Below are 26518 nucleotides of genomic sequence, written 5' to 3'. Positions count from 1 at the left end.
AATGGGCGGCACCATATCGACGCGCCCGGCATTCGGCAATCTTGCGCCGCACAGAATTTAAAACGATTTCAGTGCGTCGCACAAAGCCGTTCGGAACGGCTTACCTGCCTGCACTTCCGGAATTTACCGCATTTATCAAGAGAGCCTTCACCGCGCTCCATCCCGGCTTGACTCCGCAAATTTACAACGTTTTAAATTGGCGCGGCGCTTTGAGCCATGGACCAAATTCCGACGCGCCTTCGGGCCTCGGGGAAATCGGCGGGAGGAGGCTCTCGCCCATGAACTTGCAAACGGGAGGAATACGATGCGCAAGTTTCTGACGACCACTGCAGCGATTGCGGTGCTGATGGGCATGGGTGGCACCGCCGCCCGCGCAGCCGAAAACGTGGAAGTCCTCCACTGGTGGACTTCGGGCGGTGAAGCCGCCGCGCTCGACGTTCTCAAGAAGGACCTCGAATCCAAGGGCATCACCTGGACCGACATGCCGGTTGCCGGCGGCGGCGGCACGGAAGCGATGACCGTCCTGCGCGCCCGCGTTACGGCCGGCAACGCACCGACCGCGGTGCAGATGCTCGGCTTCGACATTCTCGACTGGGCCAAGGAAGGCGCGCTCGGCAATCTCGATGAAGTTGCCGCCAAGGAAGGCTGGGACAAGGTAATCCCGACCGCCCTGCAGCAGTTCTCGAAGTATGACGGCCACTGGATCGCCGCCCCGGTCAACGTCCACTCCACCAACTGGATGTGGATCAACAAGGTCGCGCTCGACAAGGCCGGCGGCAAGGAACCGCAGAACTGGGATGAACTCGTCGCCCTTCTCGACAAGTTCAAGGAACAGGGCATCACGCCGGTCGCCCATGGTGGCCAGCCGTGGCAGGACGCGACGATCTTCGACGCGGTCGTGCTCTCCTTCGGCAACGACTTCTACAAGAAGGCTTTCATCGACCTCGATCCGGAAACGCTGGGCAGCGCCCAGATGAAGGAAGCCTTCGACCGCATGACGAAGCTGCGCTCCTACGTGGACGACAACTTCTCGGGTCGTGACTGGAACCTTGCTTCCGCCATGGTCATCGAAGGCAAGGCCGGCCTGCAGTTCATGGGCGACTGGGCGAAGGGCGAGTTCATCAAGGCCGGCAAGAAGCCGGGCGGCGACTTCGTCTGCATGCGCTTCCCCGGCACGCAGGGCTCCGTGACCTTCAACTCCGACCAGTTCGCGATGTTCAAGGTTGCCGAAGACAAGGTTCCGGCCCAGCTCGCCATGGCCTCGGCCATCGAGAACCCGGTCTTCCAGTCGGCCTTCAACGTGGTCAAGGGCTCGGCCCCGGCCCGCACGGACGTCTCGGACGAGGCCTTCGACGATTGCGGCAAGAAGGCCATCAAGGACCTGGCCGAAGCCAACACCAACGGCACGCTGTTCGGCTCCATGGCGCACGGCCACGCCAACCCGGCCTCCGTCAAGAACGCGATCTATGACGTCGTGACCCGCCAGTTCAACGGCGAGCTTTCCTCCGAGGAAGCCGTGACGGAACTGAAGGCCGCCGTCGAGGCTGCAAAGTAAGCAACTGCCCCTCACCCGACCCTCTCCCCGTTCACGGGGAGAGGCAGACGGAGAGGTCACGGCAACATCCTTCTCCCCGCCTGCGGGGAGAAGGTGCCGGCAGGCGGATGAGGGGCGCGGCCCCGCCGCCGCAAACACACACTAACGGTGGTATCGACCATGGATAGCCGAAGCCGGCTGCAGGAGCTTCTGCCGAAGCTCGTGCTGGCACCCAGTTTCCTCATCGTGCTCGTCTTCGTCTACGGCTTCATCGCCTATACGGGCTTCCTGTCGCTGACGGACAGCAAGATGCTGCCCTCCTACAATTTCGTGGGACTGAGCAACTATTCCAAGCTCTGGGCGCTGCCGCACTGGTGGCGGGCGATCTCCAACCTTGCGATCTTCGCCTCGCTCTACATCGTCATCTGCTCGGTGCTGGGCCTGGCGCTCGCCATCCTGCTCGACCAGAAGATCCGGGCGGAAGGCATCCTCAGACCGATCTACCTCTACCCGATGGCGCTCTCCTTCATCGTGACGGGCACCGCCTGGAAATGGTTCCTCGACCCCGGCATCGGCCTCGAGAACACCATGCATCTCTGGGGCTGGGAAAGCTTCGCCTTCAACTGGATCAAGGACCGCAACTACGCCATCTACTGCGTGGTGATCGCCGCCGTCTGGCAATCCTCCGGCTTCGTCATGGCCATGTTCCTCGCCGGCCTGCGCGGCGTCGACAACGAGATCATCAAGGCCGCGCAGATCGACGGCGCGACAACGGGCACCATCTACCGCCGCATCATCATTCCGCTGATGCGCCCCGTCTTCCTCTCCGCCTTCGTCGTGCTCGCCCACCTCGCCATCAAGGCCTACGACCTCGTCGTGGCGCTCACCGGCGGCGGGCCGGGACAGGCGACCGAACTGCCGGCGACCTTCATGTATTCCTACACCTTCACCCGCAACCAGATGGGCATCGGCGCCTCCTCGGCGATCATCATGCTGGTCATGATCTTCTCGATCATCATCCCCTATCTCTATTCCGAAATCCGCGGAGGCAAAGGCCGATGAGCGCTCCCAGCCCCGACAACATCATCACCCACGGCAAGCTGACGCGCGCCCTCATCTACACCGCCCTCACCCTCTTCGCGTTCTACTACCTGCTGCCGCTCTATGTGATGCTGGTGAACTCGCTGAAGCCGCTGGAGGAAATCCGCCAGGGCGGCATGCTGAACCTGCCGCAGCAATGGACGATCGAACCCTGGATCTCGGCCTGGTCGACGGCGCAGATCGGCGTGCAGCCGACGGGCTTGCGCCCGTTCTTCATCAACTCGATCCTGATGGTCGTGCCGGCCGTCGCGATCTCCACGATCATCGGCGCGCTGAACGGCTACGTGCTGACCAAGTGGCAGTTCAGGGGCTCGAACGTCTTCTTCGGCCTGCTGCTGCTCTCCTGCTTCATTCCGTTCCAGATCGTGCTCATCCCGATGGCGCGCATTCTCGGCATGATCGGGCTGGCCGGCTCGATCTGGGGCCTGACCTTCGTGCACATCATCTACGGTCTCGGCTTCACGACGCTCTATTTCCGCAACTACTATGAGAACTTCCCGACCGAGCTGGTGCGCGCGGCACAGATCGACGGGGCGAGCTTCTTCCAGATCTTCTACCGCATCCTGCTGCCCTCCTCCGGTCCGATCATCGTCGTCTCGGTCATCTGGCAGTTCACCAATATCTGGAACGACTTCCTGTTCGGCGCCTCCTTCTCCGGCGCGGACACGACGCCGATGACGGTGGCGCTCAACAACCTCGTCTCCTCCTCGACGGGCGTGAAGGAATACAACGTGCACTTTGCCGGCGCGATCCTCGCGGCCCTGCCCACCCTCATCGTCTACATCGTCTCCGGACGCTACTTCGTGCGCGGCCTGATGTCCGGCGCCGTGAAAGGATAACGCTCATGTCGTTCCTCAAGATCAGCAATCTGCGCAAGTCCTACGGCGCGCTGGAAATCCTGAAGGACATCAACCTGGAGATCGAGCAGGGCGGCTTCCTCGTGCTCGTCGGCCCCTCCGGCTGCGGCAAGTCCACGCTGCTCAACACCATCGCCGGGCTGGAGCCGATCTCCTCGGGCGACATCGCCATCGACGGGCGCTCGGTCGCGGGCCTGCACCCGTCCAAGCGCGACATCGCCATGGTGTTCCAGTCCTATGCGCTCTATCCGAACATGACGGTAGCCGGGAACATCGCCTTCGGCATGGAGATCCGCGGCGTTCCGAAGGAGGAGCGCGACAAGGCGATCAAGCAGGTTGCCGACATGCTGCAGATCGGCCATCTGCTCGACCGCAAGCCCGGCCAGCTCTCAGGCGGCCAGCGCCAGCGCGTCGCCATGGGCCGGGCGCTGGTGCGCGACCCGAAACTCTTCCTGTTCGACGAGCCGCTGTCGAACCTCGACGCCAAGCTGCGCGTCGACATGCGCACGGAAATCAAGCGCCTGCACCACCGCATGAAGACCACCATCGTCTATGTGACGCACGACCAGATCGAGGCGATGACGCTCGCCACCAAGATCGCCGTGCTGAAGGACGGTGTGCTGCAGCAGTTCGGCACGCCGGCGGAGATCTACAACAACCCGGCCAACACCTTCGTCGCCGACTTCATGGGCTCGCCCGCGATGAACCTGCTCAAGGGCAAGGTCGAGAACAACGGCTCCGGCCTTGCCGTCTCGCTCGCCCGCCATCAGGCCGAGCCGCTGGTGCTCTCGGTGCCGAATGCCCCGGCCAGCCTTTCGGCCTACGGCGGCAAGGAAATCATCTTCGGCATCCGCCCTGAAGCGCTGACCGACCCTGATGGCGCGGACCGCAATGCCCGCACCGTGGCCGAAGGCGATTGCCTGATCGAAGTGGTGGAGCCGGCCGGCGCCGATACCTTCGCCGTCACCCAGCTCGGCGGCAAGGAGATCGTCGCGCGGCTTCGTGCCGATGTGCGGATATCCGCCGGCCAGACCGCGCGCCTTGCCTTCAACCTCGACAAGGCCGTGTTCTTCGATCCGGCCAGCCAGCTTCGCATCGCCTGAGAACTTCCATGACCACGCAGCCGGACATCGTCATCATCGGATCGGGCATCGGCGGCTCCACCATGGCCGCCGCACTCGCCCCGACGGGCGCAAGGATCGTCATCCTCGAAGCGGGCGACCACCTGCCCGACCGCCCGGAGAACCGCGACCAGCGCGCGATCTTCCAGCGCGGCCATTTCCGCCCGAAGGAGATGTGGTACGAGGCCGACGGCACCGCCTTCAACCCCGGCAACTACTACAATGTCGGCGGCAATTCGAAATTCTACGGCGCAGTTCTCGTGCGCTACCGGAAGGAAGATTTCGAGGAGATGCGCCACCGCGAGGGCATCTCCCCCGCCTGGCCCTTCCCCTATGAAGAGCTTGAGCCATGGTATTCCGCAGCCGAAAAGCTCTACAACGTGCGCGGCACGCTCGGCGAAGACCCGACCGAACCGCATCATTCCGCGCCCTACCCCTTTTCGCCCGTGCCGGACGAGCCGGCCATCGCGACAGTCCGCGCGAAGATGAGGGCGAACGGGCTGCACCCCTATTCCCTGCCCCTCGGTGTCGATATCGACCGCTGGCTCGCCAAGGCGAAGACGCCGTGGGATGCGCATCCGAACTGCAATGACGGCAAGATGGATGCGGAAAGCACGGCGCTTGCCGAAGCGCTGAAACATCCGAATGTCGAGCTTCGCACCAATTGCCGGGTGACACGGCTCGCCACCGCTCCGCATGGCCGCACCATCTCGACCGTGCACTACAAGCGTGGCGACACAGCGGAAAGCCTTTCGCCGAAGCTGGTGATCCTTTCGGCCGGCGCGGTGCAATCGGCCGTGCTCCTGCTGCGCTCTGCCTCGGAGGCCTTCCCGAAGGGGCTTGCCAACAGCTCCGATCAGGTCGGCCGCAACTTCATGAACCACAATTCGAGCGCCGTGATCGGCCTCTCGCCCTTCTACCGCAACACCTCGGTCTACCAGAAGAGCTTCGGCTTCAACGACTACTACCTCTCGGACGGCAACGGCGGCCCGCCGCTCGGCAATGTGCAGCTTCTCGGCCGCGTCTCGGGAAAGATCCTGAAGGCCAACATGCCCTCCGTGCCGGAATGGCTGCTGGAGCAGGTGGCAAGCCGCGCCATCGATTTCTACGCGATGAGCGAGGACCTGCCGCATCCCGAAAGCCGCATCATGGTCGACCGCGACCGCATCGTCATGAAATGGACCCGCACCAACTGGCAGGCCCACCTCGACCTCGTGGCGAAACTGAAGGGCGCGCTGAAGAAGGCAGGCTTCCCGATCGTACTCGCGCGCGCTTTCGACAAGCGCACGCCCTCGCACCAGTGCGGCACCGTGCGCATCGGCAACGATCCGAAGGATGCACCGCTCGACATCTGGTGCCGCGCCCATGACCATCCGAACCTCTTCGTGGTCGACGCCTCCTATCTGCCCACCTCGGCCGCGGTGAACCCCGCGCTGACGGTCGCCGCGCAGGCGCTGCGGGTGGCGAACCACATCCAATCGAGGGACCTTGCCGCATGACGACCACACCACGCCCCGTCGCCATCGTCACCGGCGGCCGCCGCGGCATCGGCCTCGGCATCGCCAGGGCCCTTGCCGCCGAAGGCTTCGATATCGCCATTACCGGCATCGGCGAGGCGGATGCTGCGACCGACGCCATGCTCGGCGAACTTGGCGCGCTCGGCGCCCGGGCGATCTACCTGAAAGGCGACCTTGCCGACGTTTCCGGCCATGCGGCGACCGTAGCAAGCATCGAAGACCGGCTCGGCGCTATCGGTTGCCTCGTCAACAATGCCGGCATCGCCTCGGTCGTGCGCGGCGATTTCCTCGATCTCGCACCCGACAATTTCGACACCATCGTCGCGACGAACCTGCGCGGCACCGTCTTCTTCACCCAGGCCGTGCTGAAGGCGATGCTGCATTCGAAACAGGCGAGCGGCCCGCGCTCCATCATCAACATCACCTCGATTTCGGCCGGCCTCACCTCGCCCGAACGGCTCGACTATTGCATGACCAAGGCGGGACTGGCCGCCTTCAGCCAAGGGCTGGCACTGCGGCTGGCGGAGACCGGCATCTCCGTCTTCGAGATCCGCCCCGGCATCATCCGGTCCGAAATGACGGCCGGCGTCTCGGCGAAATACGACGCGCTCATCGAAAGCGGCCTCGTGCCGATGAAGCGCTGGGGCGAGCCTGGCGATATCGGCAACGCCGCGGCGGCGCTCGCCGCCGGCAAGTTCGCCTTCGCCACCGGCTCGGTGATCAATCTCGACGGCGGCCTCGCCATCGGGCGGCTTTAGGCCGCGCATTCTGAGGACAGAGCATGACCTACGACTATATCATCACCGGCGCGGGACCGGCGGGCTGCGTGCTGGCGAACCGGCTCTCGGAAGACCCTGATATCCGCGTGCTGCTGCTGGAAGCCGGCGGCGGTGACTGGAATCCGCTGTTCCACATGCCGGCGGGCTTCGCCAAGATGACCAAGGGCGTGGCGAGCTGGGGCTGGGAGACCGTGCCGCAGAAGCACATGAAGGGCCGCGTGCTGCGCTATACGCAGGCCAAGGTCATCGGCGGCGGCTCCTCGATCAACGCCCAGCTCTATACCCGTGGCAACGCGGCGGACTACGATCTCTGGGCCAGCGAGGACGGCTGCGAGGGCTGGAGCTACCGGGAGATCCTGCCCTATTTCAAGCGCGCCGAGGACAACCAGCGCTTCGCCGACGACTACCATGCCTATGGCGGACCGCTCGGCGTTTCCATGCCTGTCTCGGCCCTGCCGATCTGCGACGCCTATATCCGCGCCGGCCAGGAGCTCGGCATTCCCTACAACCACGATTTCAACGGAAGCCAGCAGGCCGGCGTCGGCTTCTACCAGCTCACCCAACGCAACCGACGCCGCTCCTCTGCCTCGCTTTCCTATCTTTCGCCGATCCGGGAGCGGAAGAACCTCACCATCCGCACCGGCGCCCGCGTGGCCCGCATCGTGCTGGAGGGAACCCGCGCCGTCGGCGTCGAGGTCGTGACGGGCAACAGCGTCGAGACGATCCGGGCGGAGCGCGAGGTGCTAGTCACGTCGGGCGCCATCGGCTCGCCCAAGCTGCTGCAGCAATCGAGCATCGGCCCGGCCGATCATCTGCGATCCGTCGGCGTCGAGGTGAAGCACGACCTGCCGGGCGTCGGCTCGAACATGCAGGACCATCTCGACCTCTTCGTCATCTGCGAATGCACCGGCGACCACACCTATGACGGCGTCGCGAAGCTGCACCGCACGCTCTGGGCCGGCCTGCAATATGTGCTCTTCCGCTCCGGTCCCGTCGCCTCCTCGCTCTTCGAGACGGGCGGCTTCTGGTATGCCGACCCGCAGGCCCGCTCGCCGGATATCCAGTTCCATCTCGGCCTCGGCTCCGGCATCGAGGCGGGCGTGGAGCGGCTGAAAAATGCCGGCGTGACACTGAATTCCGCCTATCTCCACCCCCGCTCGAAAGGCACGGTGCGCCTTGCCTCCGCCGATCCCTCGGCCGCGCCGCTGATCGACCCGAACTACTGGGAAGACCCGCACGACCGGAAGATGTCGATCGAGGGGCTGAAGATCGCCCGCGAGATCATGCAGCAGGCCGCGCTAAAACCCTATGTCATGGCCGAGCGCCTGCCCGGACCGAAATTCGCCACCGACGAGGACCTGTTCGAATACGGCTGCGCCAATGCCAAGACCGACCACCACCCGGTCGGCACCTGCAAGATGGGCACGGGCGCGGATGCGGTCGTCGGGCTGGACCTGAAGGTGCACGGACTTGAAGGTTTGCGCGTCTGCGACAGTTCCGTCATGCCGCGCGTTCCCTCCTGCAACACCAATGCGCCGACCATCATGGTGGGCGAGAAGGGCGCCGACATCATCCGCGGCCTGCCGGCGCTGCCGGCGCAGGTCTTCTCATATGAGCGCAACGACACGCGCCCGCGTGCCCGCGCCGATATCCGATAGGGGTTTGCCATGATCCGCCACTGCGTCTTCATCCGCTTCAAGCCGACCATTTCCGTCGCCTACAAGACCGAACTCTTCAATGAGATCGACGCTTTGAAGGATCGCCTGCCGGGCATGGTCGCCGTGCATATCGGCACCAATGTCAGCCCGGAAACGGGCATGGACAAGGGCTTCAGCGACGGCTTCATCGTCGACTTCGCCGATAGCTTCTCCCGTGACGCCTATCTGGAAGACCCCGGACACAGGGAAACCGGCGCCCGGCTCGTCGCCGCCGCGGAAGGCGGGGTCGCCGGCATCCTCGTCTACGATCTCGAAACCGACGACTAGACCCGGCCTACCCGCCGCGAAAGAACGCGCTCAAGTGCGGAGAAGGCATCGTAGATCAGCACCGCCAGCGCGGCGACGACGAGGCCGCCTTGCAGCACGAAGGCGAGATTGTTCGATTGCAGGCCCGCGATGATGACCTCGCCGAGGGTCCTCGCCGCCACCGTCGAGCCGATGGTGGCCGTCGCAAGGCTGATGGTCACCGAAAGGCGGATGCCGGCGAGGATGACCGGCAGGGCGAGCGGCAGTTCCACCTTGGTTAGCCGCTGCCGGGCCGTCATGCCCGTGCCGCGCGCCGCCTCCATGATGGCGGGCGGCAGGGTGGAAAGGCCGGTCATGGCATTCTCGAAGATCGGCAGAAGGCCGTAGAGGAAGAGCGCGATCAGCGTCGGCTTCTCGCCGAAACCGATGACGGGCACGGCCAGCGCCAGCACGGCGACCGGCGGAAAGGTCTGGCCGATATTCACGAGGCTGCGCGAGAGCGGCAGGAACTCCGCGCCGATCGGCCGCGTGACGAGAATGGCAAGGCCGACGGCGACGATGGTCGCGGCCAGCGTGGCGATGAAGACCGTGGCGAGATGCGACAGCGTCAGCGACAGGAGGCTGCCCTGATTGTAGACCGCCGGCGCATTGGCCTGCACCAGCGGCTTCAGCAGCGGCTCGAAAAGCGCCGGCTGCACGAGGAACGTGACCAGCACGACAAGCACCGCGAAACGCAGCAGATTGGGCAGCAAGCGCCTCATTCCGGCCTCGCGGCGCGGCGGGCAAGGCCGGCAAGCGTGACGCGGCCGATGGGCGCGCCATCGGGCCCGACGACGGGCAGCACCTCCCGGCCGGACCAGAGCAGCGCGGACAGGGCATCGCGCTGGCTCGTCCCGGCCGCAAGCGGCTCGCCTTCGGCTGTGCCGCTTTCCACGGCGTCGCCCACCGTGCCGATGGACAGCAACCGGAAGGGCCGCTCAACCGCGCCGATCAGCGTCTCCACGAAACCGGAGGCGGGCTTCACCAGCATTTCCTCGGGTCTGGCATATTGCACGATCCGCCCATCGTCCATCACCGCGATCCTGTCCGCGAGGTGGAACGCCTCTCCCATGTCGTGCGTGACGAGCACGATGGTCGTGCCGAAATGTTTCTGGATCGCCAGCAGGTCATCCTGCGCCTTGGCGCGGATGACGGGATCGAGCGCGCCGAAGGGCTCGTCCATCAGGAGGATGTTCGGCTCCGCGGCAAGCGCCCGGGCGACGCCGACACGCTGCTGCTGGCCGCCCGAGAGTTCATGCGGATAGCGCGGGCCGAAGGCGGCGGGATCGAGCTGGAAGAGCGATAGCAGCTCCTCGACCTTGGCCTCGATGCGCGCCCTCTCCCAGCCGAGCAGCGCCGGCACGGTGGCGATGTTCTCAGCGACCGTGCGGTGCGGGAAGAGACCGTGGCCCTGGATGGCGTAGCCGATGCGGCGGCGCAGCTCGTAGCCGGGAATGGCGGTGTTGGGCGCGCCGTCGATGCGGATCTCGCCCGAGCTCGGCTCCACGAGGCGGTTGATCATGCGCATCAGCGTCGTCTTGCCGGCGCCGGAGGTGCCGACGATGACGGTGATCGTGTGCGGGGCGATGGTCATCGAGGCATTGTCGACGACGACCGTATCGCCATAGCGCTTGGTGATGCTGTCGATCTCGATCATGCGGCCCCGCCGGATTTGTTGCTGGAGATTTCCGTCGCGGCATCGAGCAGGACGGCGGCGGCGAAAGCGAGCGCGACGGTCGGCGCCGCGCCGAGCAGAACGAGGTCCATCGCCGTCTGGCCGATGCCCTGGAAGACGAAGACGCCGAAGCCGCCGCCGCCGATGAGGGCGGCGATGGTCGCAAGCCCGATATTCTGCACGAGCACGATGCGGATGCCGGTGAGGATGACCGGGAAGGCTAGCGGCAGCTCGACGCCGAAGAGCCGCTGGCGACCCGTCATGCCGATGCCGCGGGCGGCGTCATCGGCATCGCGCGGCACGCCGGCAAGGCCGACCACCGTATTGGCGACCACCGGCAGCAGCGAGTAGAGGAACAGCGCGACGAAGGCGGGCGCGGCGCCGATACCGCGAATGCCGATGGCCGCCGCCCCCGGCACATGCAACGCGATCCAGCCTAATGGCGCGATCAGCAGGCCGAAAAGCGCAATCGACGGGATCGTCTGGATGATGTTCAGCACATTGAGCACGCCCGCCCTCAGCGCCTCCACCCGGTGACAGAGGATGCCGAGCGGCAGGCCGACGAGCGTGGCGGCGGCAAGCGAGCCGAGCGCCAGCACGACATGCCGCCCCGCCTCCAGCCAGAACGTATCGGCGCGGTTCGCATATTCCTTCATGAGCGACAGGCCGTCCCAGGCGCCGGACATCAGGAGCACCGCCGCCGCCAGCACGACGGCGGCAAGCAGCGCGATACGGGCATAGGGCGACAGCCTCAGCCGGGTGAGCGCATCGGCGGCCAGAAGCGCGAAGGCAAAGCCTGTAAGCCAGAAGCCGGAGGCCGGCGCGACGCGGGCATAGCTGTTTTCCGGCGGCGTGAGATGGTCGGCGGAAAGGCCGACCAGGACGGCGAGCGCCAGAATGGCGGCAAAGCCGAGCAGGAGCCGCAGGATCGTCGGCGTCTTCAGGACGACGATCACGATGGCAACGGCGACGAAGGCGAGAAGCGCGGGCCCGAGCCCGCCGGGAAGCGCCTCGAGGATCGGCCGGCCCTCGCCCGGCACGATGCGGTTGGCCCGGAAACTGGCGAAGGGCGCCAGAAAGGCGCCGTAGGCCAGCAATGCGGCGATCACCACGCCGAGCTTGTCGATCCTGAACGTCATGAATGCCTTTCGAAAGGCCCCTCGCCACGAAAGGCGAAGGGCAAGGCCGGCTATTTCAGGAAGCCGTTCTTTTTGAGGAAGTCCTCGGCAACGGCCTTGGCCGGCTCGCCGCCCACCTGGACGCGGCCGTTCAGGTCCTGCAGCGTGACGAGATCGAGCTTCTCGAAGACCGGCTTCAGGAGGTCCTCGATCTGCGGATTGTCCTTCAGCACGGCTTCGCGGATGATCGGCGCCGGCTGGTAGACCGGCTGGACGCCCTTGTCGTCCTCGAGCACGACGAGGCCGGACGGGGCGATGCCGCCATCGGTGCCGTAGACCATGGCGGCATTGGCGCCGTTCGTCTGGTTGGCGGCCGCCGAGATGGTCGCGGCCGTGTCGCCGCCCGAAAGGGTGATGAGCTGATCGGGCTTCAAGGTAAAACTGTAGGTCGTCTGGAAGGCCGGAAGCGCCGCGGCCGAATTGACGAATTCGGACGAGGCAGCGAGCACCACCTTGCCGCCGCCGGAGACGTATTTGCCGAAATCCGTCAGCGTCGCCAGCTTGTTCGGTTCGGCGACGTCCTTGCGCAGCGCGATCGCCCAGGTATTGTTGGCCGGCGACGGCGTCAGCCAGACGATCTTGTTGGCGTCGAAATCGAGCGTCTTGGCAAGCTCGTAGGCCTTGGTCGCATCCTTCCAGGCCGGGTCGTCGGCCCTTTCGAAGAAGAAGGCGGCATTGCCGGTATATTCCGGATAGATGTCGATCTCGCCGGCAATGATCGCCTTGCGCACGACCGGCGTCGCGCCGAGCTGCACCCGGTCCGTCGTCTGGATGCCATTGGCATTCAGCACGGCAAGGATGATGTTACCGAGCACCCCGCCTTCGGTGTCGATCTTGGAGGAGACGACGACCTGGGCCTGGGCGGCGCCGGCGGCAAGACCGAGCGCGAGGGTAGCTCCGAGGAATTTGACGGCTGGACGCATGGGATGACCTTTCGTGCTGTGCGGGAAATCCAGAATGGTATTTTCACCACGTTTGGAACGGCCCGTCGGGGCAAGGCATTTCATATATGGCAGGCAATCGCAAAAAATAGGCCGCGCGAACACGATTAAGCGCGCGCGGCCAAAGCATTTTCAGGATCGCGCGAAGAGCGGCGATTGGCAATAGAAACACGTTGCAATCGCCAAACGCATCCCACACTCTGGCGCGAGCTTCGTTCCATATCGCCGCGTGGAGCCCCGCGCCGCAGGTATTTCATGGAGAGGCATCATGCGCACATTCGACGCCATCATCATCGGTGCAGGCCAGGCCGGCCCCTCCCTTGCCGGCCGGCTGACGGCTGCCGGAAGGACCGTGGCGCTCATCGAGCGGAAGCTCGTGGGCGGTACCTGCGTCAACACCGGCTGCATGCCGACCAAGGCCATGGTAGCGAGCGCCTATGCCGCCCACCTTGCCCGCCGCGGCGCGGAATACGGCGTGGTGACCGGAGACGTTTCCGTGGATTTCGCGAGGGTCATGGCGCGCAAGGACAAGGTGCGTTTCGACGCCCGCAAGGCCAACGAGGACTGGCTGGCGGGCATGAAGGGCCTCACCTTCATCCGCGGCCATGCCCGCTTCGAAAGCCCGAAGACCATCCGCGTCGGCGAGGAGCGGCTTTCGGCCGGGCAGATTTTCCTCAATGTCGGCGGCCGCGCCGTCGTGCCGGACTTTCCGGGTGTCGGCGAGGTGCCGCATCTCGACAATGCCTCGATGATGGAGCTCGACCGCCTGCCGGCGCACCTCGTCATCGTCGGCGGCAGCTATGTCGGGCTGGAATTCGCCCAGATGTTCCGCCGCTTCGGCTCCAGGGTGACGGTGGTCGAAAAGGGACCGCGGCTGATCTCGCGGGAAGACGAGGATGTCAGCGACGCCGTGCGCGACATCCTCGAACGCGAAGGCATCGCCATCCGCACCGGGGCGGAATGCATTCGCTTCGTCAGGAGCGGCAAGGATGTCGGTGTCGGCGTCGACTGCGCGGAAGGGGCGCCCGAGATCATCGGCTCGCATATCCTGCTCGCCACCGGCCGGCGGCCCAACACCGACGATCTCGGCCTCGACACGGCCGGAGTGGCGACCGACAAACGCGGCTACGTCATCGTCGACGACCGGCTGGAGACCAATGTGCCGGGCATCTTCGCCATGGGTGACTGCAATGGCCGCGGGGCCTTCACCCACACGGCCTACAACGATTTCGAGATCGTCGCCGCCAATCTGCTCGACAGCGAGCCGCGCAAGGTGAGCGAACGCATCCAGACCTATGCGCTCTACATCGATCCGCCGCTCGGCCGCGCAGGCATGAGCGAGACGGAGGCGCGCGGGACGGGCCGCAGGCTCCTCGTCGGCACGCGGCCGATGACACGCGTCGGCCGCGCGAAGGAAAAGGGGGAAACGCTCGGCTTCATGAAGGTAATCGCCGATGCCGGCACCGGGGAAATCCTCGGCGCCTCGATCCTCGGCACCGGCGGGGACGAGGCAGTGCAAAGCATTCTGGACGTGATATATGCAGGCAAGCCCTACACCACAATCACCCACGCCATGCACATCCACCCCACCGTCTCGGAACTGATCCCGACCGTATTCGGCGAGATGCGCCCGGCGGACTGAAACGCCCTGCCCGGCGCCCCGGCATCCTGCAAACCGGGCATCGCCTCGTCAGCAAATATTAAGTTGCGTCTGCCATCGTCCCTGACCGGCGGGTGTAAAAGTCCGGCGAGAGGGCAAGCGCGCGGAGACGAGCGAGACGCGATGACGGACCGGAATGCGCATTTCTCCTTCCGGGGGCTGGGATACTATATCCCCGCCATCGTCGTCGCTTTTGCCGTGCTCGCCGCCACCTTCCTCGCCGACGTGCAGAAGCGCCGGCTCGAGGAGGAATATCTGCGTTCCTCCACCACCGAACAGCTCGGCCTGCTGCGCTCCCGGCTCCTCGGCAATATCCTCGGCAACGTCAAGCTGGTCGAGGGCCTCATCGCGACCTTCTCGACCGAGCCCGGCATGTCGCAGCAGCGCTTCTCCGACCTTGCCGGCCGCATCTTCCGCGACGGCACCGAGCTGCGCAATCTCGCCATCGCGCCGGATTTCGTCGTCTCGCTCGTCTATCCGCAAAAGGGCAACGAGCGCAGCGTCGGCCTCGACTACCGCAAGAACGAGCGCCAGCGCGCCGCCGCGCTGCAGGTGCGGGCGCTCGATCGGCTGATCGTCACCGGCCCGGTCGATCTCGTGCAGGGCGGCCGCGGGGTCATCGCGCGCTATCCGATCCATGCCGGCACGGACAATGCCTTTTTCGGCATCGCCTCCGCCGTGATCGACCTCGACAAGCTGCTCGCCGGCAGCGGCTTCAAGGACGACATGCGCCTTGCCGTGTCGATCTCCAGCCGGTCGCACGAGGGCGGAGACGCTCGGACCTTCTTCAGCACTCCGGCCCCGGTTGATACGGAGCCGGTGGTGATGACCATCGATATCGGTCATGAGGTCTGGACGGTTTCGGCCGCGCCCCTCAAGGGCTGGCGCCAGCCTTCGGCGAGCCTCGGGGCCTTCCGCGCCGGCCTTGCGCTGCTCGCCGTCATCATCGTCGCGCCGATGTTCTGGGTCGGCTACCTGATGAAGGACCGCCACCGCCACATCATTGCGCTGCAGGACCGGGAGGAGCGGCTCGAGACCGTCTCACAGCGCCTGCAGCTCGCGCTCGACGCCTCGCGCGTCGGCGTCTGGGAATACGATTGCGAAAGCGGGGTCCTTGCCTGGGACCAGCGCATGCGCGAACTCTACAGCGTTCCCCCCTCCCAGCCGGTCTGTCGCTACGAGGACTGGCGCAAGGCGCTCCATCCCGACGATCTCAAGGAGGCCGAGCGGGCCTTCGCGACGGCGATCGAGATGGAACAGCCCTATATCACCGAATTCCGGGTGCTCGCGAAGGACGGCGTCATCCGCCATATCCGCGCCCATGGCATGACCTATCGCGCTTCCTCCGGCGCCAAGCGCATCGTCGGCGCCAACTGGGACGTGACGGAGGACATCGAGCTGCAGGCCGAGCTGCTGAAGGCCAAGCTGACGGCCGAGGCGCAGAACCGCGCGCTGGAGGACGCCCGCCGCGCCATGGAGCACAACTCCCTGCACGACGCGCTGACCCGCCTGCCCAACCGCCGCTTCCTCGACCAGCAGCTCGCCCTTGCCGGCGACGACAACCGCCCGCTGACGCTGCTGCATATAGACCTCGACCGCTTCAAGGACATCAACGACACGCTCGGCCATGCCGCCGGCGACGAGGTGCTGAAACAGGCGGCCGGCGTGCTGCGCGCGCATGTGCCTGCCGAGGACTTCATCGCCCGCATCGGCGGCGACGAATTCGTGCTCCTGTCGCACCGCGATCCGGCCGCAGCCGATTTCCCCACCCTCTCCGCCCGCCTCATCGAGGCGATCAGCGAGCCCATGGCGATCGAGGGTCACGATTGTCGCATCGGCGCGAGCATCGGCATCGCCACGCGCAACGACGCGGAGGAATCCGCCGAGCAGCTTCTCGTCAATGCCGACATCGCGCTCTACGAGGCCAAGCGCCGCGGCCGCAACCGCGTGGAAGCCTTCAACGACGAATTGCGCCTGCGCACCGTCGAGGTGAAGCGCCTCAGCGACGAGATCCTGCGCGGCCTGGAGCGCCAGGAGTTCCGCCCCTTCTTCCAGCCGCAGTTCGATGCCGAAACGCTGGAGATCGTCGGCGTCGAGGCGCTGGCCCGCTGGGAGCATCCGACGCGCGGCTTCGTGCCGCCCGACGTCTTCCTGCCCGTCGCCGAAAGCCTCAACGTCGTGGCGCGGATCGACGAGGCGATCCTCGAGCAGGCGCTGTTCCAGACCATCCGCTGGGAGGGCCTCGGCCTCGATATCCCGCGCGTCTCCGTCAACGTCTCCTGCCAGCGCCTGCACGACGACGGGCTGGTCGAGAAGCTGAGAGCGATGAACATCCGCCCCGGCTCGCTGACCTTCGAGCTGTTGGAATCGATCTCCTTCGATGCCGCGGATGACGGGCTCAAGCGGGTGATCGAAGAGATCAAGGCGCTCGGCATCGACATCGAGATCGACGATTTCGGCAGCGGCCACGCCTCCATCGTCAGCCTCCTCGAACTCTCGCCCAAGCGGCTGAAGATCGACCGCCGGCTGGTGCAGCCGCTGCTGGAATCGGCCGCGCAGCAAAGCCTCGTCCAGTCCATCGTCGATATCGGCAAGGTGCGCGGCATCGAGACGGTCGCGGAAGGCGTCGAGACGATGGAGCATGCCGAACTCTTGCGCCGCCTCGGCTGCGATATCCTGCAGGGCTACGCCTTCGCGCGCCCGATGGCCTCAGACGATTTCCTCGCCTTCGCCACGGCACGCGCCTGGATGCCGGCGAACCCTACGCCGGCAAGAGCGAGCTGAGGACGTCAGCGACCGTGCGGCCGTCGTGCTGTCCGCGCTGCCAGGGATCCTCGAATTCCTCGACCACCGCCTCCGCGCCGAGCCGCAGGCAGGTCTCCGCCAACGCACCGTTGCCGAGATAGGCGAAGGCCCCGACAGTCTTCTCGAAGGGCAGGAGCTGGCGGTTCGCCAGCACATGGGTGAACGGGCGCGCATCCGCCCCGCCGCGCGCCTGCCACAATGCGCCGGCGATATCGAGCATGCGGGCAAGGTCGAAGCCGCGGGTCTCCCGGCATTGCAGGATATTGCCGATGAAGACGCGGCGGGCATGCACGTTGCGGGCGATCGTCGGAACGATGCCCTCGACATGGAAATGCGGCAGGACGCTGGTGAAGAAGCTGCCCGGCCCGAAGACGATGGCGTCGGCGCTTTCGAGGCTTTCGAGCACGGCGTCGTTGGCCGCCACGCCGCCGCCCGCCGCCGAAAGCGTGATGTCGCGGATGCCGGTCCGCCCGGCCTCCTCCTCCAGCGCCGTCACCCGGTGCTGGCCCTCGATGCGCGTGCCGTCGTTGAGGATGGCGGAAAGGTCGACCCCGCCCTCCGCCGTCGACGGCCAGACATGGCCGGCAATGTCGCAGAGCTTGCGGAAGACGAAGATGGCGGTGTTGATGTCGCTGTTATGCGCGAGATGCGCGCCGGTGAGGATGAAATTGCCGATGCTGCCGTTGCGGAAATCGAAATCCCCGCCGATCGCCGCGCGGAAGGTGCGCAGGTAATTGAGGATGGCGCCGCGCAACCCCGGCTCCATGCGCTCCAGCAGCGGATGGCGGCCTTCGGCATAGAGCGCGAATTCCGTGCGGGCATCTTCCTGCGCGCCGCTGGTCAGGCGGGCATTGCACACCTTCACCACGTCGCCGGCGCGGCCCTCGCCATGCGCCATGGTCATCAGCGCCTGGCGGATGTCGCCGACGGCGAGCACGCCGAGGCTTTCGCGGATCACCTTCGAACTGCCGCCGCTATCCCAGGCCGGCACGATGCGGGTCAGCCGCACCGGCTTGGAAAGAAGCGCCAGATTGGTCGTGCGGCAGGCGGTGCCGCCCGAAAAGAGCACGATATGCGGCAAGCGGCTCTCGGCCATCCCGTCTCCTGCGTTTCTAGTTTCAGCGTCTTGGTATAAGCCTCCCGCGGCGCGCTGAAAATGGCATTCATCGGCCCTTCCTCGACGATCTTTCATCCTTCGTCCCGTCTATCGATTGTCACCGTGCAAGGGCTCAAAAGCCGCCGGCGCCGCCTGTAAGCGGCCGCCGATGAGAAAAATATTTGCATTCGCCCAAATAAATCGCAGTTTTCTGCCCATCGTTTTTCATGGATTTCTGCGATTGATCGCCCATCGAACATGTGAGCCAGAAACGGAGTCCCCAAGATGAACTGGTTGAAGACCCTTGCCGCCGCCGCGGCCCTGCAGGCCGCCGCTCTCGCCCCTGCCTTTGCCGGTGAAAACCTCGCCGCCGTCCAGTCGGCCGGCGCGCTGAAGATCGGCACCGAAGGCACCTACGCCCCCTTCACCTACCATGACACGGACGGCAAGCTGGTCGGCTTCGACGTCGAGATCGGCGAGGCGGTCGCCAAGAAGCTTGGCGTGAAGGCCGAATTCCTGGAAGGCAAGTGGGACGGCCTGATCGCCGGCCTCGACGCCAACCGCTACGACGCCGTGATCAACCAGGTCGGCATCACCGAGGCGCGCAAGCAGAAATACGACTTCTCCGAGCCCTATATCGCCTCCAAGGCCGTGCTGATCGTGCGCGCCGACGACGACAGCATCAAGGGCTTCGCCGACCTCAAGGGCAAGAAGTCCGCCCAGTCGCTGACCAGCAACTTCGGCAAGCTCGCTGAAGGATCGGGCGCCGAGCTCGTCGGCACCGACGGCTTCGACCAGTCGATCCAGCTCGTCCTGACCGGCCGCGCCGACGCGACGATCAACGACAGCCTGTCCTTCCTCGACTTCAAGAAGCACAAGCCCGACGCCAATGTGAAGATCGCCGCCGAACAGGAAGGCGCCGACTATTCCGGCATCATCATCCGCAAGGGCGAGCCGGAACTGCTGGACGCGATCAACAAGGCACTCGCCGAGATCAAGGCCGACGGCACCTACAAGGCGATTTCGGACAAGTATTTCGGCCAGGACGTCTCGAAGTAATCTTCGACCGGCCGCTTCGCGCCGGCCTGTTCCTGACATATAGATAGACCGACGAACTGGCCGGGGATGACCCGGCCAGCCGCATTTCGGAGGATCGCCCCCGTGCCGCCCTGGCTTCAACTGATGCTGGACTCGCTTGCCCCCCTGCTCTGGGCCGCGCTCGTCTTCACCATTCCGCTCACCCTCGCCTCCTTCGTGCTCGGCCTCGCGCTCGGCCTGCTGACCGCCGTCGTGCGGCTCTTCGCCCCGCGGCCGTTCTCGGATGTCGCGCGGTTCTATGTCTGGGTGATCCGCGGCACGCCGCTCCTGGTACAGCTCTTCGTGATCTTCTACGGCCTGCCGAGCGTCGGCATCCTGCTCGACGCCTTCCCGGCGGCCCTCATCGGCTTCACGCTCAATGTCGGCGCCTATACGTCGGAGATTATCCGCGCCGTCATCTCCTCCGTGCCGCGCGGCCAGTGGGAAGCGGCCTATTCGATCGGCATGAGCTGGTCGCAGGCGATGCGCCGCACCATCCTGCCGCAGGCGACGCGCGTCGCCGTGCCGCCGCTGTCCAACACCTTCATCTCGCTGGTCAAGGACACCTCGCTCGCCGCCGCCGTCACGGTGCCGGAACTCTTCCAGACGGCCCAGCGCATCGTCGCCACCACCTACGAGCCGCTGATCCTCTATATCGAGGCGGCGCTGATCTATCTCGCGCTGAGCTCGGTGCTCTCGTCCCTGCAGGTGCGGCTCGAAAAGCGCTTCGCCCGCTATGGCGGCTTCCTGGAGGCCCGCACATGATCGAACTCACGCATATCGAGAAACGCTTCGGCGACAATGTCGTGCTGCGCGACATCAGCCTGCGGCTGGCCGAAGGCACCGTGACGGCCCTCGTCGGCCCTTCCGGCGGCGGCAAGAGCACGCTTCTGCGCTGCATCAACCTGCTCGAAATCCCGACCGCGGGTTCGATCCGCCTCGGCGAGGAGAAGATCGATTTCGCCCCCGACCGCAAGGTCGGCTGGGACGCGATCCAGAAGTTGCGCCGCCAGACCGGCATGGTCTTCCAGAACTTCCAGCTCTTCCCGCACCAGACCGCCATCGCCAACGTCATGGAAGGCCTCGTCACCGTCCTGAAATGGCCGGCCGACAAGGCCCGGGCCCGCGCGATGGAGCTTCTCGAAAAGGTCGGCATGGCGCACAAGGCGGATGCCTGGCCGGCGACGCTTTCGGGCGGCCAGCAGCAGCGCGTCGCCATCGCCCGGGCGCTCGCGCCCTCGCCACGCGTCCTGCTGTGCGACGAGCCGACGTCGGCGCTCGACCCCGAGCTTGCCGAGGAAGTCGTGGAGGTCCTGAGCCGCCTTGCCCGTGAGGGAACGACCATGGTGATGGCGACCCACGACCTGCGCCTTGCCTCGCGCGTCGCCGATGCCGTCGTCTTTCTCGACGGCGGCGTGATCGTCGAGGAGGGCCCGCCCCGCGCCATCTTCTCGACACCCCAGCGGGATAGGACGAAGAAGTTCATCGCCTCGCTCAGCGCGCCGCAAAGCTACGACATATAGCGGCGGCGTACACGCAGCCTCACGTTACGGTAGCGATGAAATCCGGTCCGCGGCAGTTGCATCGAGCCGGGTATTCGAGCACAGTGAAGGCATATTCCGATATCGTATGCCCCGGCATGCCCTCTAGGGGAGAAAGTATCATGACCAAGAAAACACCGAACCCGATCGACGTCTTCGTCGGCTCCCGCGTGCGCCTGCGCCGCCTGATGGTCGGCATGAGCCAGGAAGCGCTCGCCGATCGCCTGGGCGTGACCTTCCAGCAGGTTCAGAAATACGAAAAGGGCACGAACCGCATCAGCGCGAGCCGTCTGCAGGCGATCTCCGACGTCTTCCGCGTGCCGCCGAGCTTCTTCTTCCAGGACGACGAGAACGCCGTTCCGACCGCAGGCGTCGCCCACGAGACCGGCGACGTCTCCACCTTCGTCTCCTCCAAGGAAGGCCTCGACCTCAACCGCGCCTTCCTGAAGATCGACGATGCCGGCGTGCGCAAGTCGATCATCGCGCTGGCGACCGCGCTCTCCAAGGCGAGCGCCGGAGCGGAAGCGGGCGAACGTGCGGACAGCGCATCGGAACTGCGGATCTGATAGCACATGCCGGCGCAGCTTCAGACGCTGGGCCATCTTCGCCTGCTCGACGAGGGCGGTAACGACATCGTCTTTCCCGAAAAGGCGCTGCTGATTCTCTGTTATCTCAAGACGCGCGGCCTGACGGAAATGCCGAGGGCCGACGCGGCGAGCCTTTTCTGGGACGACGGCAACGCTGCCGCCGCCTTTGCCAGCCTGCGGCAGACCGTCTCGCGCGCCCAGAAGCGGCAGCGCGATCTCGGCCGCGCCTATCTCGCCTTCACCGACGCCGCCATCGCGCTCGGGCCGGATCCGGTCGAAAGCGATGTCGCAAAGCTGCGGCAGGATGCGGGCCTTGCCATTCTGGCGGGCCTCCTTACCGAGGATTTCCTCAAGCACGTCAAGCCGGTCAACCGCGCGCTCGTCAACTGGATCGCGCTGCAGCGGACGGCCCATATGGCGTTGTTGCGCCAGGCCCTGCTCGACAGGGCGGCCGACAGCGGCGCCGCACGGCAGGTCCGCTCGTCCGCCGCCCTCCGCCTGCTGGAGGCCAATCCGCAGGACGAGGAGGTGCGGGCGGTTCTCACCGGCCGGCCGGCAACGCCGGCGGCGCTCATGACCGTTCAGCCGTCCATGCAGATCCTGACGCCGGATGAAGCCGGCATCGCGCTGCCGCGGCAGAACCCGCCCCGCGTCGTGCTGCTGCCGCCGGCCACGGCGCATGGCTCGCGCGCGGCGGCGCGCTTTGCCGAGGCCCTGATCGAGGACGTGACGATCGGGCTCTGCGCGCTGCGTTCGATCTCGATCATCGCGCCGCATACCGCCGCGCAGATCTCGCGGCAGGCGGACCGGGCCACCACCTACGAACGCCACAAGATCAGCTATATCCTGGAAACGCGCCTGCGCGACGAGGGCGACGGCCACACGCTCTTCGCCCAGCTCATCTTCTTCGGCAGCGACGAGGTCATCTGGGCCGAGCGCTTTCCGCTGTCGGCCGAGGGGCTCGCCCGCTCCCGCCAGATGATCGCCCACCAGATCGCCGGTGCCATCGCCACGGAGATCGAGCACAACGAGCTGGTGCGCGGCGATTACGAGCGCAACGCCGATGCCTACCGCACCTTCCTCGTCGGCCAGGGTCAGTTGAAGAACCTCGACCTGCGCGACATCCGCCGCGCCCGCAAGAGCTTCCGCGAGGCGCTGCAGACGAGCGCCGATTTCGCACCCGCCCTCGGCGGCCTCGCGCGCAGCTACTTCCTCGAATGGCTGGTGACCGCGCGCGGCGACGGCGAATTGCTGCAGCAGGCGGAGGACTATGCGGCGCAGACCATCAGGACCGACGAGCGGCTGCCCTCCGGCTACCGCGAGCTCGGCGTCGTGAAGCTCTACGCCCGCCAGTTCGACGAAAGCGCCGCCTATCTCGACCAGGCCGAGGCACTGAGCCCGCACCATGCCAATGTCATCGCGAGCTATGCCGATACGCTGGTGCAGGCGTCCCGGCCCGATCTCGGCCTCCGGAAGATCGAGCACGCCATCGACCTCAACCCGCTCTCCCCCGACGAATATTTCTGGACCGCCGCCGGTGCCAGCTATTCGCTCGGCCTCTATGAGCAGGCGCTCGACTATATCGCCCGCATGAAGGACCGCACGCCGGTCGACCGTCTTTCGGCCGCCTGCTGGAGCATGCTCGGGGACATGAAGAAAGCGCGGCATTTCGTGCGCCGCACCTACGTCGTCCATCCGAACTTCGACGTCGAGGCCTGGATGAAGATCGTCCCCTTCAAGGAAGAGTGGCAACGACAGCAGTATTATGAAGGCCTGAAAAAGGCGGGGTTCTGAGAATTCAACCGAACGAGGGAGGGACTGAACATGGCGCGACTGGTTGTTTTGGGCATTGAGGGAGATGACGGGCTCTGGGTCGCGGACCTCGACGCCGGCACGGTGACGCAGATCGGCGTTCCCTCGGGCGGCGCGCTGAAGGCCGCGGACGACCTGCGCAAGGCCGGCGCGACGATCACCAAGGGCGTGAACCTTGCCGCCCTCGCCTCCTCGGCGGATGCGGTTTCCGGCGGTTTCATGGATGTCTCGGGCGGATTCATGGACGCTTCCGGCGGCTTCATGGACAAGTGAGCCGGCCCTGTTCCGACCGGATCTGCGGCCCGGAAGAGACCTGGAGCCGGATCGGGGCGCTGCTGCCTCGGTTCGGCATCACCCGGCTTTCCCGCCTGACGGGGCTCGACCGCCTCGGCATCCCGGTCTGGAATGCGGTGAGCCCCAATGCCCGCTCGATCGTCATCAACCAGGGCAAGGGCATCACGGATATCGACGCGAAAGTCTCCGCCGCCATGGAGGCGCTGGAGCGGGCCGTCGCCGGCGACCCGCTCGTGCGCGCACGCCGTTCCTGCCGCCGCGCCTTCTCTGAGGCAGGGGAAACGTGCCTGCCGCTCGACATCTTCATAGCGGCCGGCCAGCCCTTCGTCGGCGAGGACGAGGTGATCGACTGGCTGGCAGGACACGACGTCGCGACGGGCGAGCGCATCTGGGTGCCGCGCGAGGCGGTGATCCTCGACCGCACGGAGGAAACGCCGCGTTTCTGGCAATCCTCGGATGGCCTGGCCTCCGGCAATTCGGAAACCGAGGCGATCCTGCATGGCCTGCTGGAGCGCATCGAGCGCGATGCCGATCGCTTGTGGCGTCTGCTTCCCCGGCAAAAGCGTCTTGCGGCGGCGATAGACCCGGCGCATATCGCGGACCCCGTCGCCGAAGCGCTTGTCGCGCGCTTTAGGGAAGCGGGGCTGGACCTTCGCCTCTTCGACATCACCAGCGACCTTGCCGTGCCCACCTATGCGGCGGTGCTTGCCGAAGCCGGCATCCTTGCCCGCAGGCAGCCGCTGTTCCATGACGTGACGATCGGCTACGGCACCCATCCCGTCGCGGCGCGCGCCGTCATCCGCGCGCTGACGGAAGTCGCGCAATCGCGCCTCACCTATATCAGCGGCGCGCGGGACGATCTCTTCGCCGAGACCTTCAGCCGACCGCTCGCGGCGGAAACCCGCGCCCTTTTCGAGGCAGCGCCCGGCGCCGCCCCAACCTATCCGGCGCCGGAAGGCGATGCCGCCGGATTGCTTGAATGGTGCCTCAAAAAACTCGCCGCCAGCAGCATCGCGCCGGTCGTGGCGGTGCCGCTCGGCGATGCGTCGCTGCCCGTTTCCGTGGTCAAGATGATCGTGCCGGCGCTTGAGAACCCCGAGGGCGCGCGCCGGCATGCCGTCGGCCCGCGCGCCCTCTCGCGCATGCTGTTCGCAATGCCATGAAGATCGTCTTCGTCGGCCCCAGCCTGCCGGATGCCGCCACGCTTTGCGGCCACGGCATCGAGGTTCGCCCGCCCGCGGCCCATGGCGACGTCCTCTCGGCAACAAGGGCCGGGGCCGCCGCCATCGGCCTGATCGACGGCAATTTCGAACATGTCGCCCCCGTCTGGCACAAGGAAATCCTCCACGCGCTGGAGACGGGCGTCGCCGTCTTCGGCGCGGCGAGCATGGGCGCGCTCCGCGCGGCCGAATGCGACGGCTTCGGCATGGTCGGCATCGGCCGCATCTACGAGGACTATGCCAGCGGCCGGCGCATCGACGACGCGGATGTCGCCCTGCTGCACGGCCCGGCCGAACTCGGCTATCCCGCCCTTTCGCTACCCATGGTCAATGTCGATGCGACGCTGGATCGCCTCGGCGATCTCCAGGCTATTGATAAGGCTCACATATCAAGCCTGCGCGCAGCCGCATCCGCTCTCTTCTACAAGGACCGGACCTGGGCGGCGATCGTGGAAAGGGCCGGACTGGCCGCGTTCCGCAAGGATTTCCTGCAACTTTTCCATGTAGAAACGGTGAACCGGAAACGCGAGGATGCCCTCGCCCTGCTGCAGGCCCTTCACGATTTCCAGCCGCAAAGCCCTGCAAAACACGCGGACTGGACGTTCCGGGCCACCTCGCTCTGGCGCACCGCCGCCCATCAACCCAAAACGCAGTAGAACGTGCAATTTCCCATTCCGCGTGTGTCACGCCTGAGTCACGCGCGAAAAGGGCGCGTCACGCCTATACTTTGTGCAGGGCTTGAGAAATTGCGGGGGCGCAAGACATGAGAATCGAAACGAACGAGGTCGAAGACCGGGGCAACGAACTGATGGCGCTGGCGCGTCTTGTCGCCTTCGCGCTGGAATCGGCGAAGACGCTGGATGCCGAAATCGTCGAATTCTGCCTGGACAAGGCATTGCGGGCCGTGCTGGACGAGATCGACGAACCGTCCCGCATGACGCTGACCACGAACGACATCATGCTGATGAACCGGTCGGCGCTCTGCTGACCGGCTGAAGCCGGCCGCCGTTCCTCCACGGCGCCGATCGCGTCGGCGGCCCGAACCAGGCGGGCCGCCGCCGATCCTCGCGACCGTTTCAACGATAGTGCGGACAGGGCCTTCAATATCGCGTGCGGCAGAGCACCTTTGCCGCTACCGATTGCCGCTGATGCCAGCAAAAGACCATCCTCCCCTTCCTCCATAGGACGGCACCGTTTACGAAAGCTGCCGGACCAAGGCGGAGGCGGCATGGACAGCAGGGAACAACGGAGCGGCCAGGCCGCCGACCGGCGGTGAGCGCGCTTGCCGCCTATGGCGGCCTCTTTCTCGCCGCCCTGATCGCCGCCACCATCCTGCCCGCCCAGTCGGAGGCGGTGCTGGCCGGCTTGCTGGCATCGAAGAGCTACACGCCCGCCCTGCTCATTCTCGTCGCCGGCATCGGCAACGTGCTGGGCTCGGTGATCAACTGGCTGCTCGGCCGGGGTATCGAACGCTTTCGCGATGCCCGCTGGTTTCCCGTCTCCGAGAAATCCCTGGAGCGCGCCGGAAACTGGTATCGCCGCTATGGCTGGTGGAGCCTGCTACTCAGCTGGATGCCCGTCATCGGCGATCCGCTGACGGTCGCGGCCGGCATCATGCGCGAGCCCTTCGGCCGCTTCCTCCTCGTCGTCTCGCTCGCCAAGTTCGGCCGCTACATCGCGCTTGCCGCCGTCGTGCTGCACTGGCTTTGAACTTTTTTCG

At 65.9% G+C, this 26518-nt stretch carries 25 protein-coding genes; 20 read left to right on the top strand and 5 right to left on the bottom strand.

Features of this window, described 5'->3' with window-relative positions:
• Positions 1-304 precede the first annotated feature (304 nt).
• The 8 genes from DSD28_RS11630 to DSD28_RS11595 all read left to right on the top strand — a co-directional run bounded on the left by DSD28_RS11630 (position 305) and on the right by DSD28_RS11595 (position 8894).
• Entirely contained in the window at positions 305-1555 is a 1251-nt protein-coding gene (locus tag DSD28_RS11630) for an ABC transporter substrate-binding protein (protein ID WP_119256564.1), read from the top strand.
• 159 nt (positions 1556-1714) lie between these two features.
• The gene (locus DSD28_RS11625) at positions 1715-2596 is read left to right on the top strand and encodes a carbohydrate ABC transporter permease (RefSeq protein ID WP_119256563.1); all 882 of its coding nucleotides are present in this window, start codon (positions 1715-1717) and stop codon (positions 2594-2596) included.
• Positions 2593-3474, top strand: coding sequence for a carbohydrate ABC transporter permease (locus tag DSD28_RS11620; protein WP_119256562.1), 882 nt, complete (start codon positions 2593-2595; stop codon positions 3472-3474). Before DSD28_RS11625 ends, DSD28_RS11620 begins: the two co-directional genes overlap by 4 nt.
• A gap of 5 nt (positions 3475-3479) precedes the next feature.
• A complete protein-coding gene (locus tag DSD28_RS11615; protein ID WP_119256561.1) occupies positions 3480-4595 on the top strand; it encodes an ABC transporter ATP-binding protein in 1116 nt (371 codons plus the stop codon).
• Between the two features lie 8 nt (positions 4596-4603).
• Positions 4604-6112 (top strand): GMC oxidoreductase, encoded by a 1509-nt coding sequence (locus tag DSD28_RS11610; protein ID WP_119256560.1) that lies wholly within the window; start codon positions 4604-4606, stop codon positions 6110-6112.
• Entirely contained in the window at positions 6109-6888 is a 780-nt protein-coding gene (locus tag DSD28_RS11605) for a 3-ketoacyl-ACP reductase (protein ID WP_119256559.1), read from the top strand. Before DSD28_RS11610 ends, DSD28_RS11605 begins: the two co-directional genes overlap by 4 nt.
• 23 nt (positions 6889-6911) lie before the next feature.
• On the top strand, positions 6912-8567 hold the full coding sequence (locus DSD28_RS11600) for a GMC family oxidoreductase (RefSeq protein WP_119256558.1): 1656 nt from the start codon (positions 6912-6914) through the stop codon (positions 8565-8567).
• 9 nt (positions 8568-8576) lie between these two features.
• On the top strand, positions 8577-8894 hold the full coding sequence (locus DSD28_RS11595) for a Dabb family protein (RefSeq protein ID WP_119256557.1): 318 nt from the start codon (positions 8577-8579) through the stop codon (positions 8892-8894).
• Here DSD28_RS11595 and DSD28_RS11590 read toward each other — a convergent pair.
• Genes DSD28_RS11590 through osmF form a run of 4 tightly spaced genes read right to left on the bottom strand, consistent with a single transcriptional unit; the run spans position 8891 to position 12688 of the window.
• Entirely contained in the window at positions 8891-9634 is a 744-nt protein-coding gene (locus DSD28_RS11590) for an ABC transporter permease (protein WP_119256556.1), read from the bottom strand. The genes DSD28_RS11595 and DSD28_RS11590 overlap by 4 nt on opposite strands.
• Entirely contained in the window at positions 9631-10569 is a 939-nt protein-coding gene (locus DSD28_RS11585) for an ABC transporter ATP-binding protein (RefSeq protein ID WP_119256555.1), read from the bottom strand. The genes DSD28_RS11590 and DSD28_RS11585 overlap by 4 nt, the downstream gene beginning before the upstream one ends.
• Entirely contained in the window at positions 10566-11726 is a 1161-nt protein-coding gene (locus tag DSD28_RS11580) for an ABC transporter permease (RefSeq protein ID WP_119256554.1), read from the bottom strand. The genes DSD28_RS11585 and DSD28_RS11580 overlap by 4 nt, the downstream gene beginning before the upstream one ends.
• 50 nt (positions 11727-11776) lie before the next feature.
• Positions 11777-12688, bottom strand: coding sequence for a glycine betaine ABC transporter substrate-binding protein OsmF (gene osmF / locus DSD28_RS11575; protein WP_119256553.1), 912 nt, complete (start codon positions 12686-12688; stop codon positions 11777-11779).
• Positions 12689-12971: 283 nt separating this feature from the next.
• Between osmF and DSD28_RS11570 the strand changes: the two genes are divergently transcribed.
• Positions 12972-14348 carry an FAD-containing oxidoreductase gene (locus DSD28_RS11570; RefSeq protein WP_119256782.1) on the top strand — a complete coding sequence of 459 codons (1377 nt, stop codon included), beginning with the start codon at positions 12972-12974 and terminating at the stop codon, positions 14346-14348.
• Between the two features lie 141 nt (positions 14349-14489).
• A complete protein-coding gene (locus DSD28_RS11565) occupies positions 14490-17150 on the top strand; it encodes a bifunctional diguanylate cyclase/phosphodiesterase (RefSeq protein WP_119256552.1) in 2661 nt (886 codons plus the stop codon).
• Here the strand turns inward: DSD28_RS11565 and DSD28_RS11560 are convergent.
• Positions 17128-18267, bottom strand: a complete 1140-nt coding sequence (locus DSD28_RS11560; protein WP_245424815.1) for a gluconeogenesis factor YvcK family protein — start codon at positions 18265-18267, stop codon at positions 17128-17130. The two genes, DSD28_RS11565 and DSD28_RS11560, sit on opposite strands and share 23 nt — an antisense overlap.
• Positions 18268-18552: 285 nt before the next feature.
• Here DSD28_RS11560 and DSD28_RS11555 point away from each other — a divergent pair, with 285 nt between their 5' ends.
• The 10 genes from DSD28_RS11555 (at position 18553) to DSD28_RS11510 (ending at position 26508) form a co-directional block, all read left to right on the top strand.
• Entirely contained in the window at positions 18553-19326 is a 774-nt protein-coding gene (locus DSD28_RS11555) for an amino acid ABC transporter substrate-binding protein (RefSeq protein ID WP_119256551.1), read from the top strand.
• Between the two features lie 102 nt (positions 19327-19428).
• The gene (locus DSD28_RS11550) at positions 19429-20109 is read left to right on the top strand and encodes an amino acid ABC transporter permease (protein WP_119256550.1); all 681 of its coding nucleotides are present in this window, start codon (positions 19429-19431) and stop codon (positions 20107-20109) included.
• Complete coding sequence (locus DSD28_RS11545; protein WP_119256549.1) at positions 20106-20867, top strand: amino acid ABC transporter ATP-binding protein; 762 nt, start codon at positions 20106-20108, stop codon at positions 20865-20867. The genes DSD28_RS11550 and DSD28_RS11545 overlap by 4 nt, the downstream gene beginning before the upstream one ends.
• 140 nt (positions 20868-21007) lie before the next feature.
• Positions 21008-21451 (top strand): helix-turn-helix domain-containing protein, encoded by a 444-nt coding sequence (locus DSD28_RS11540; protein WP_119256548.1) that lies wholly within the window; start codon positions 21008-21010, stop codon positions 21449-21451.
• A gap of 6 nt (positions 21452-21457) precedes the next feature.
• Positions 21458-23266, top strand: a complete 1809-nt coding sequence (locus DSD28_RS11535) for a hypothetical protein (protein WP_119256547.1) — start codon at positions 21458-21460, stop codon at positions 23264-23266.
• A gap of 30 nt (positions 23267-23296) precedes the next feature.
• Positions 23297-23557 carry a hypothetical protein gene (locus tag DSD28_RS11530; protein WP_119256546.1) on the top strand — a complete coding sequence of 87 codons (261 nt, stop codon included), beginning with the start codon at positions 23297-23299 and terminating at the stop codon, positions 23555-23557.
• A complete protein-coding gene (locus tag DSD28_RS11525) occupies positions 23554-24741 on the top strand; it encodes a YcaO-like family protein (RefSeq protein ID WP_119256545.1) in 1188 nt (395 codons plus the stop codon). The genes DSD28_RS11530 and DSD28_RS11525 overlap by 4 nt, the downstream gene beginning before the upstream one ends.
• Positions 24738-25454 (top strand): TfuA-like protein, encoded by a 717-nt coding sequence (locus tag DSD28_RS11520; RefSeq protein ID WP_119256544.1) that lies wholly within the window; start codon positions 24738-24740, stop codon positions 25452-25454. Before DSD28_RS11525 ends, DSD28_RS11520 begins: the two co-directional genes overlap by 4 nt.
• 107 nt (positions 25455-25561) lie before the next feature.
• On the top strand, positions 25562-25786 hold the full coding sequence (locus DSD28_RS11515; RefSeq protein ID WP_119256543.1) for a hypothetical protein: 225 nt from the start codon (positions 25562-25564) through the stop codon (positions 25784-25786).
• Between the two features lie 284 nt (positions 25787-26070).
• The gene (locus tag DSD28_RS11510) at positions 26071-26508 is read left to right on the top strand and encodes a YqaA family protein (RefSeq protein ID WP_119256542.1); all 438 of its coding nucleotides are present in this window, start codon (positions 26071-26073) and stop codon (positions 26506-26508) included.
• Positions 26509-26518 lie beyond the last annotated feature (10 nt).

Source organism: Shinella zoogloeoides, from assembly GCF_003574625.1.
Lineage (GTDB): Bacteria > Pseudomonadota > Alphaproteobacteria > Rhizobiales > Rhizobiaceae > Shinella > Shinella zoogloeoides_A.
The sequence above is the reverse complement of the archived record's forward strand: the minus strand, read 5'-3'. Positions and strand labels throughout refer to the sequence as shown.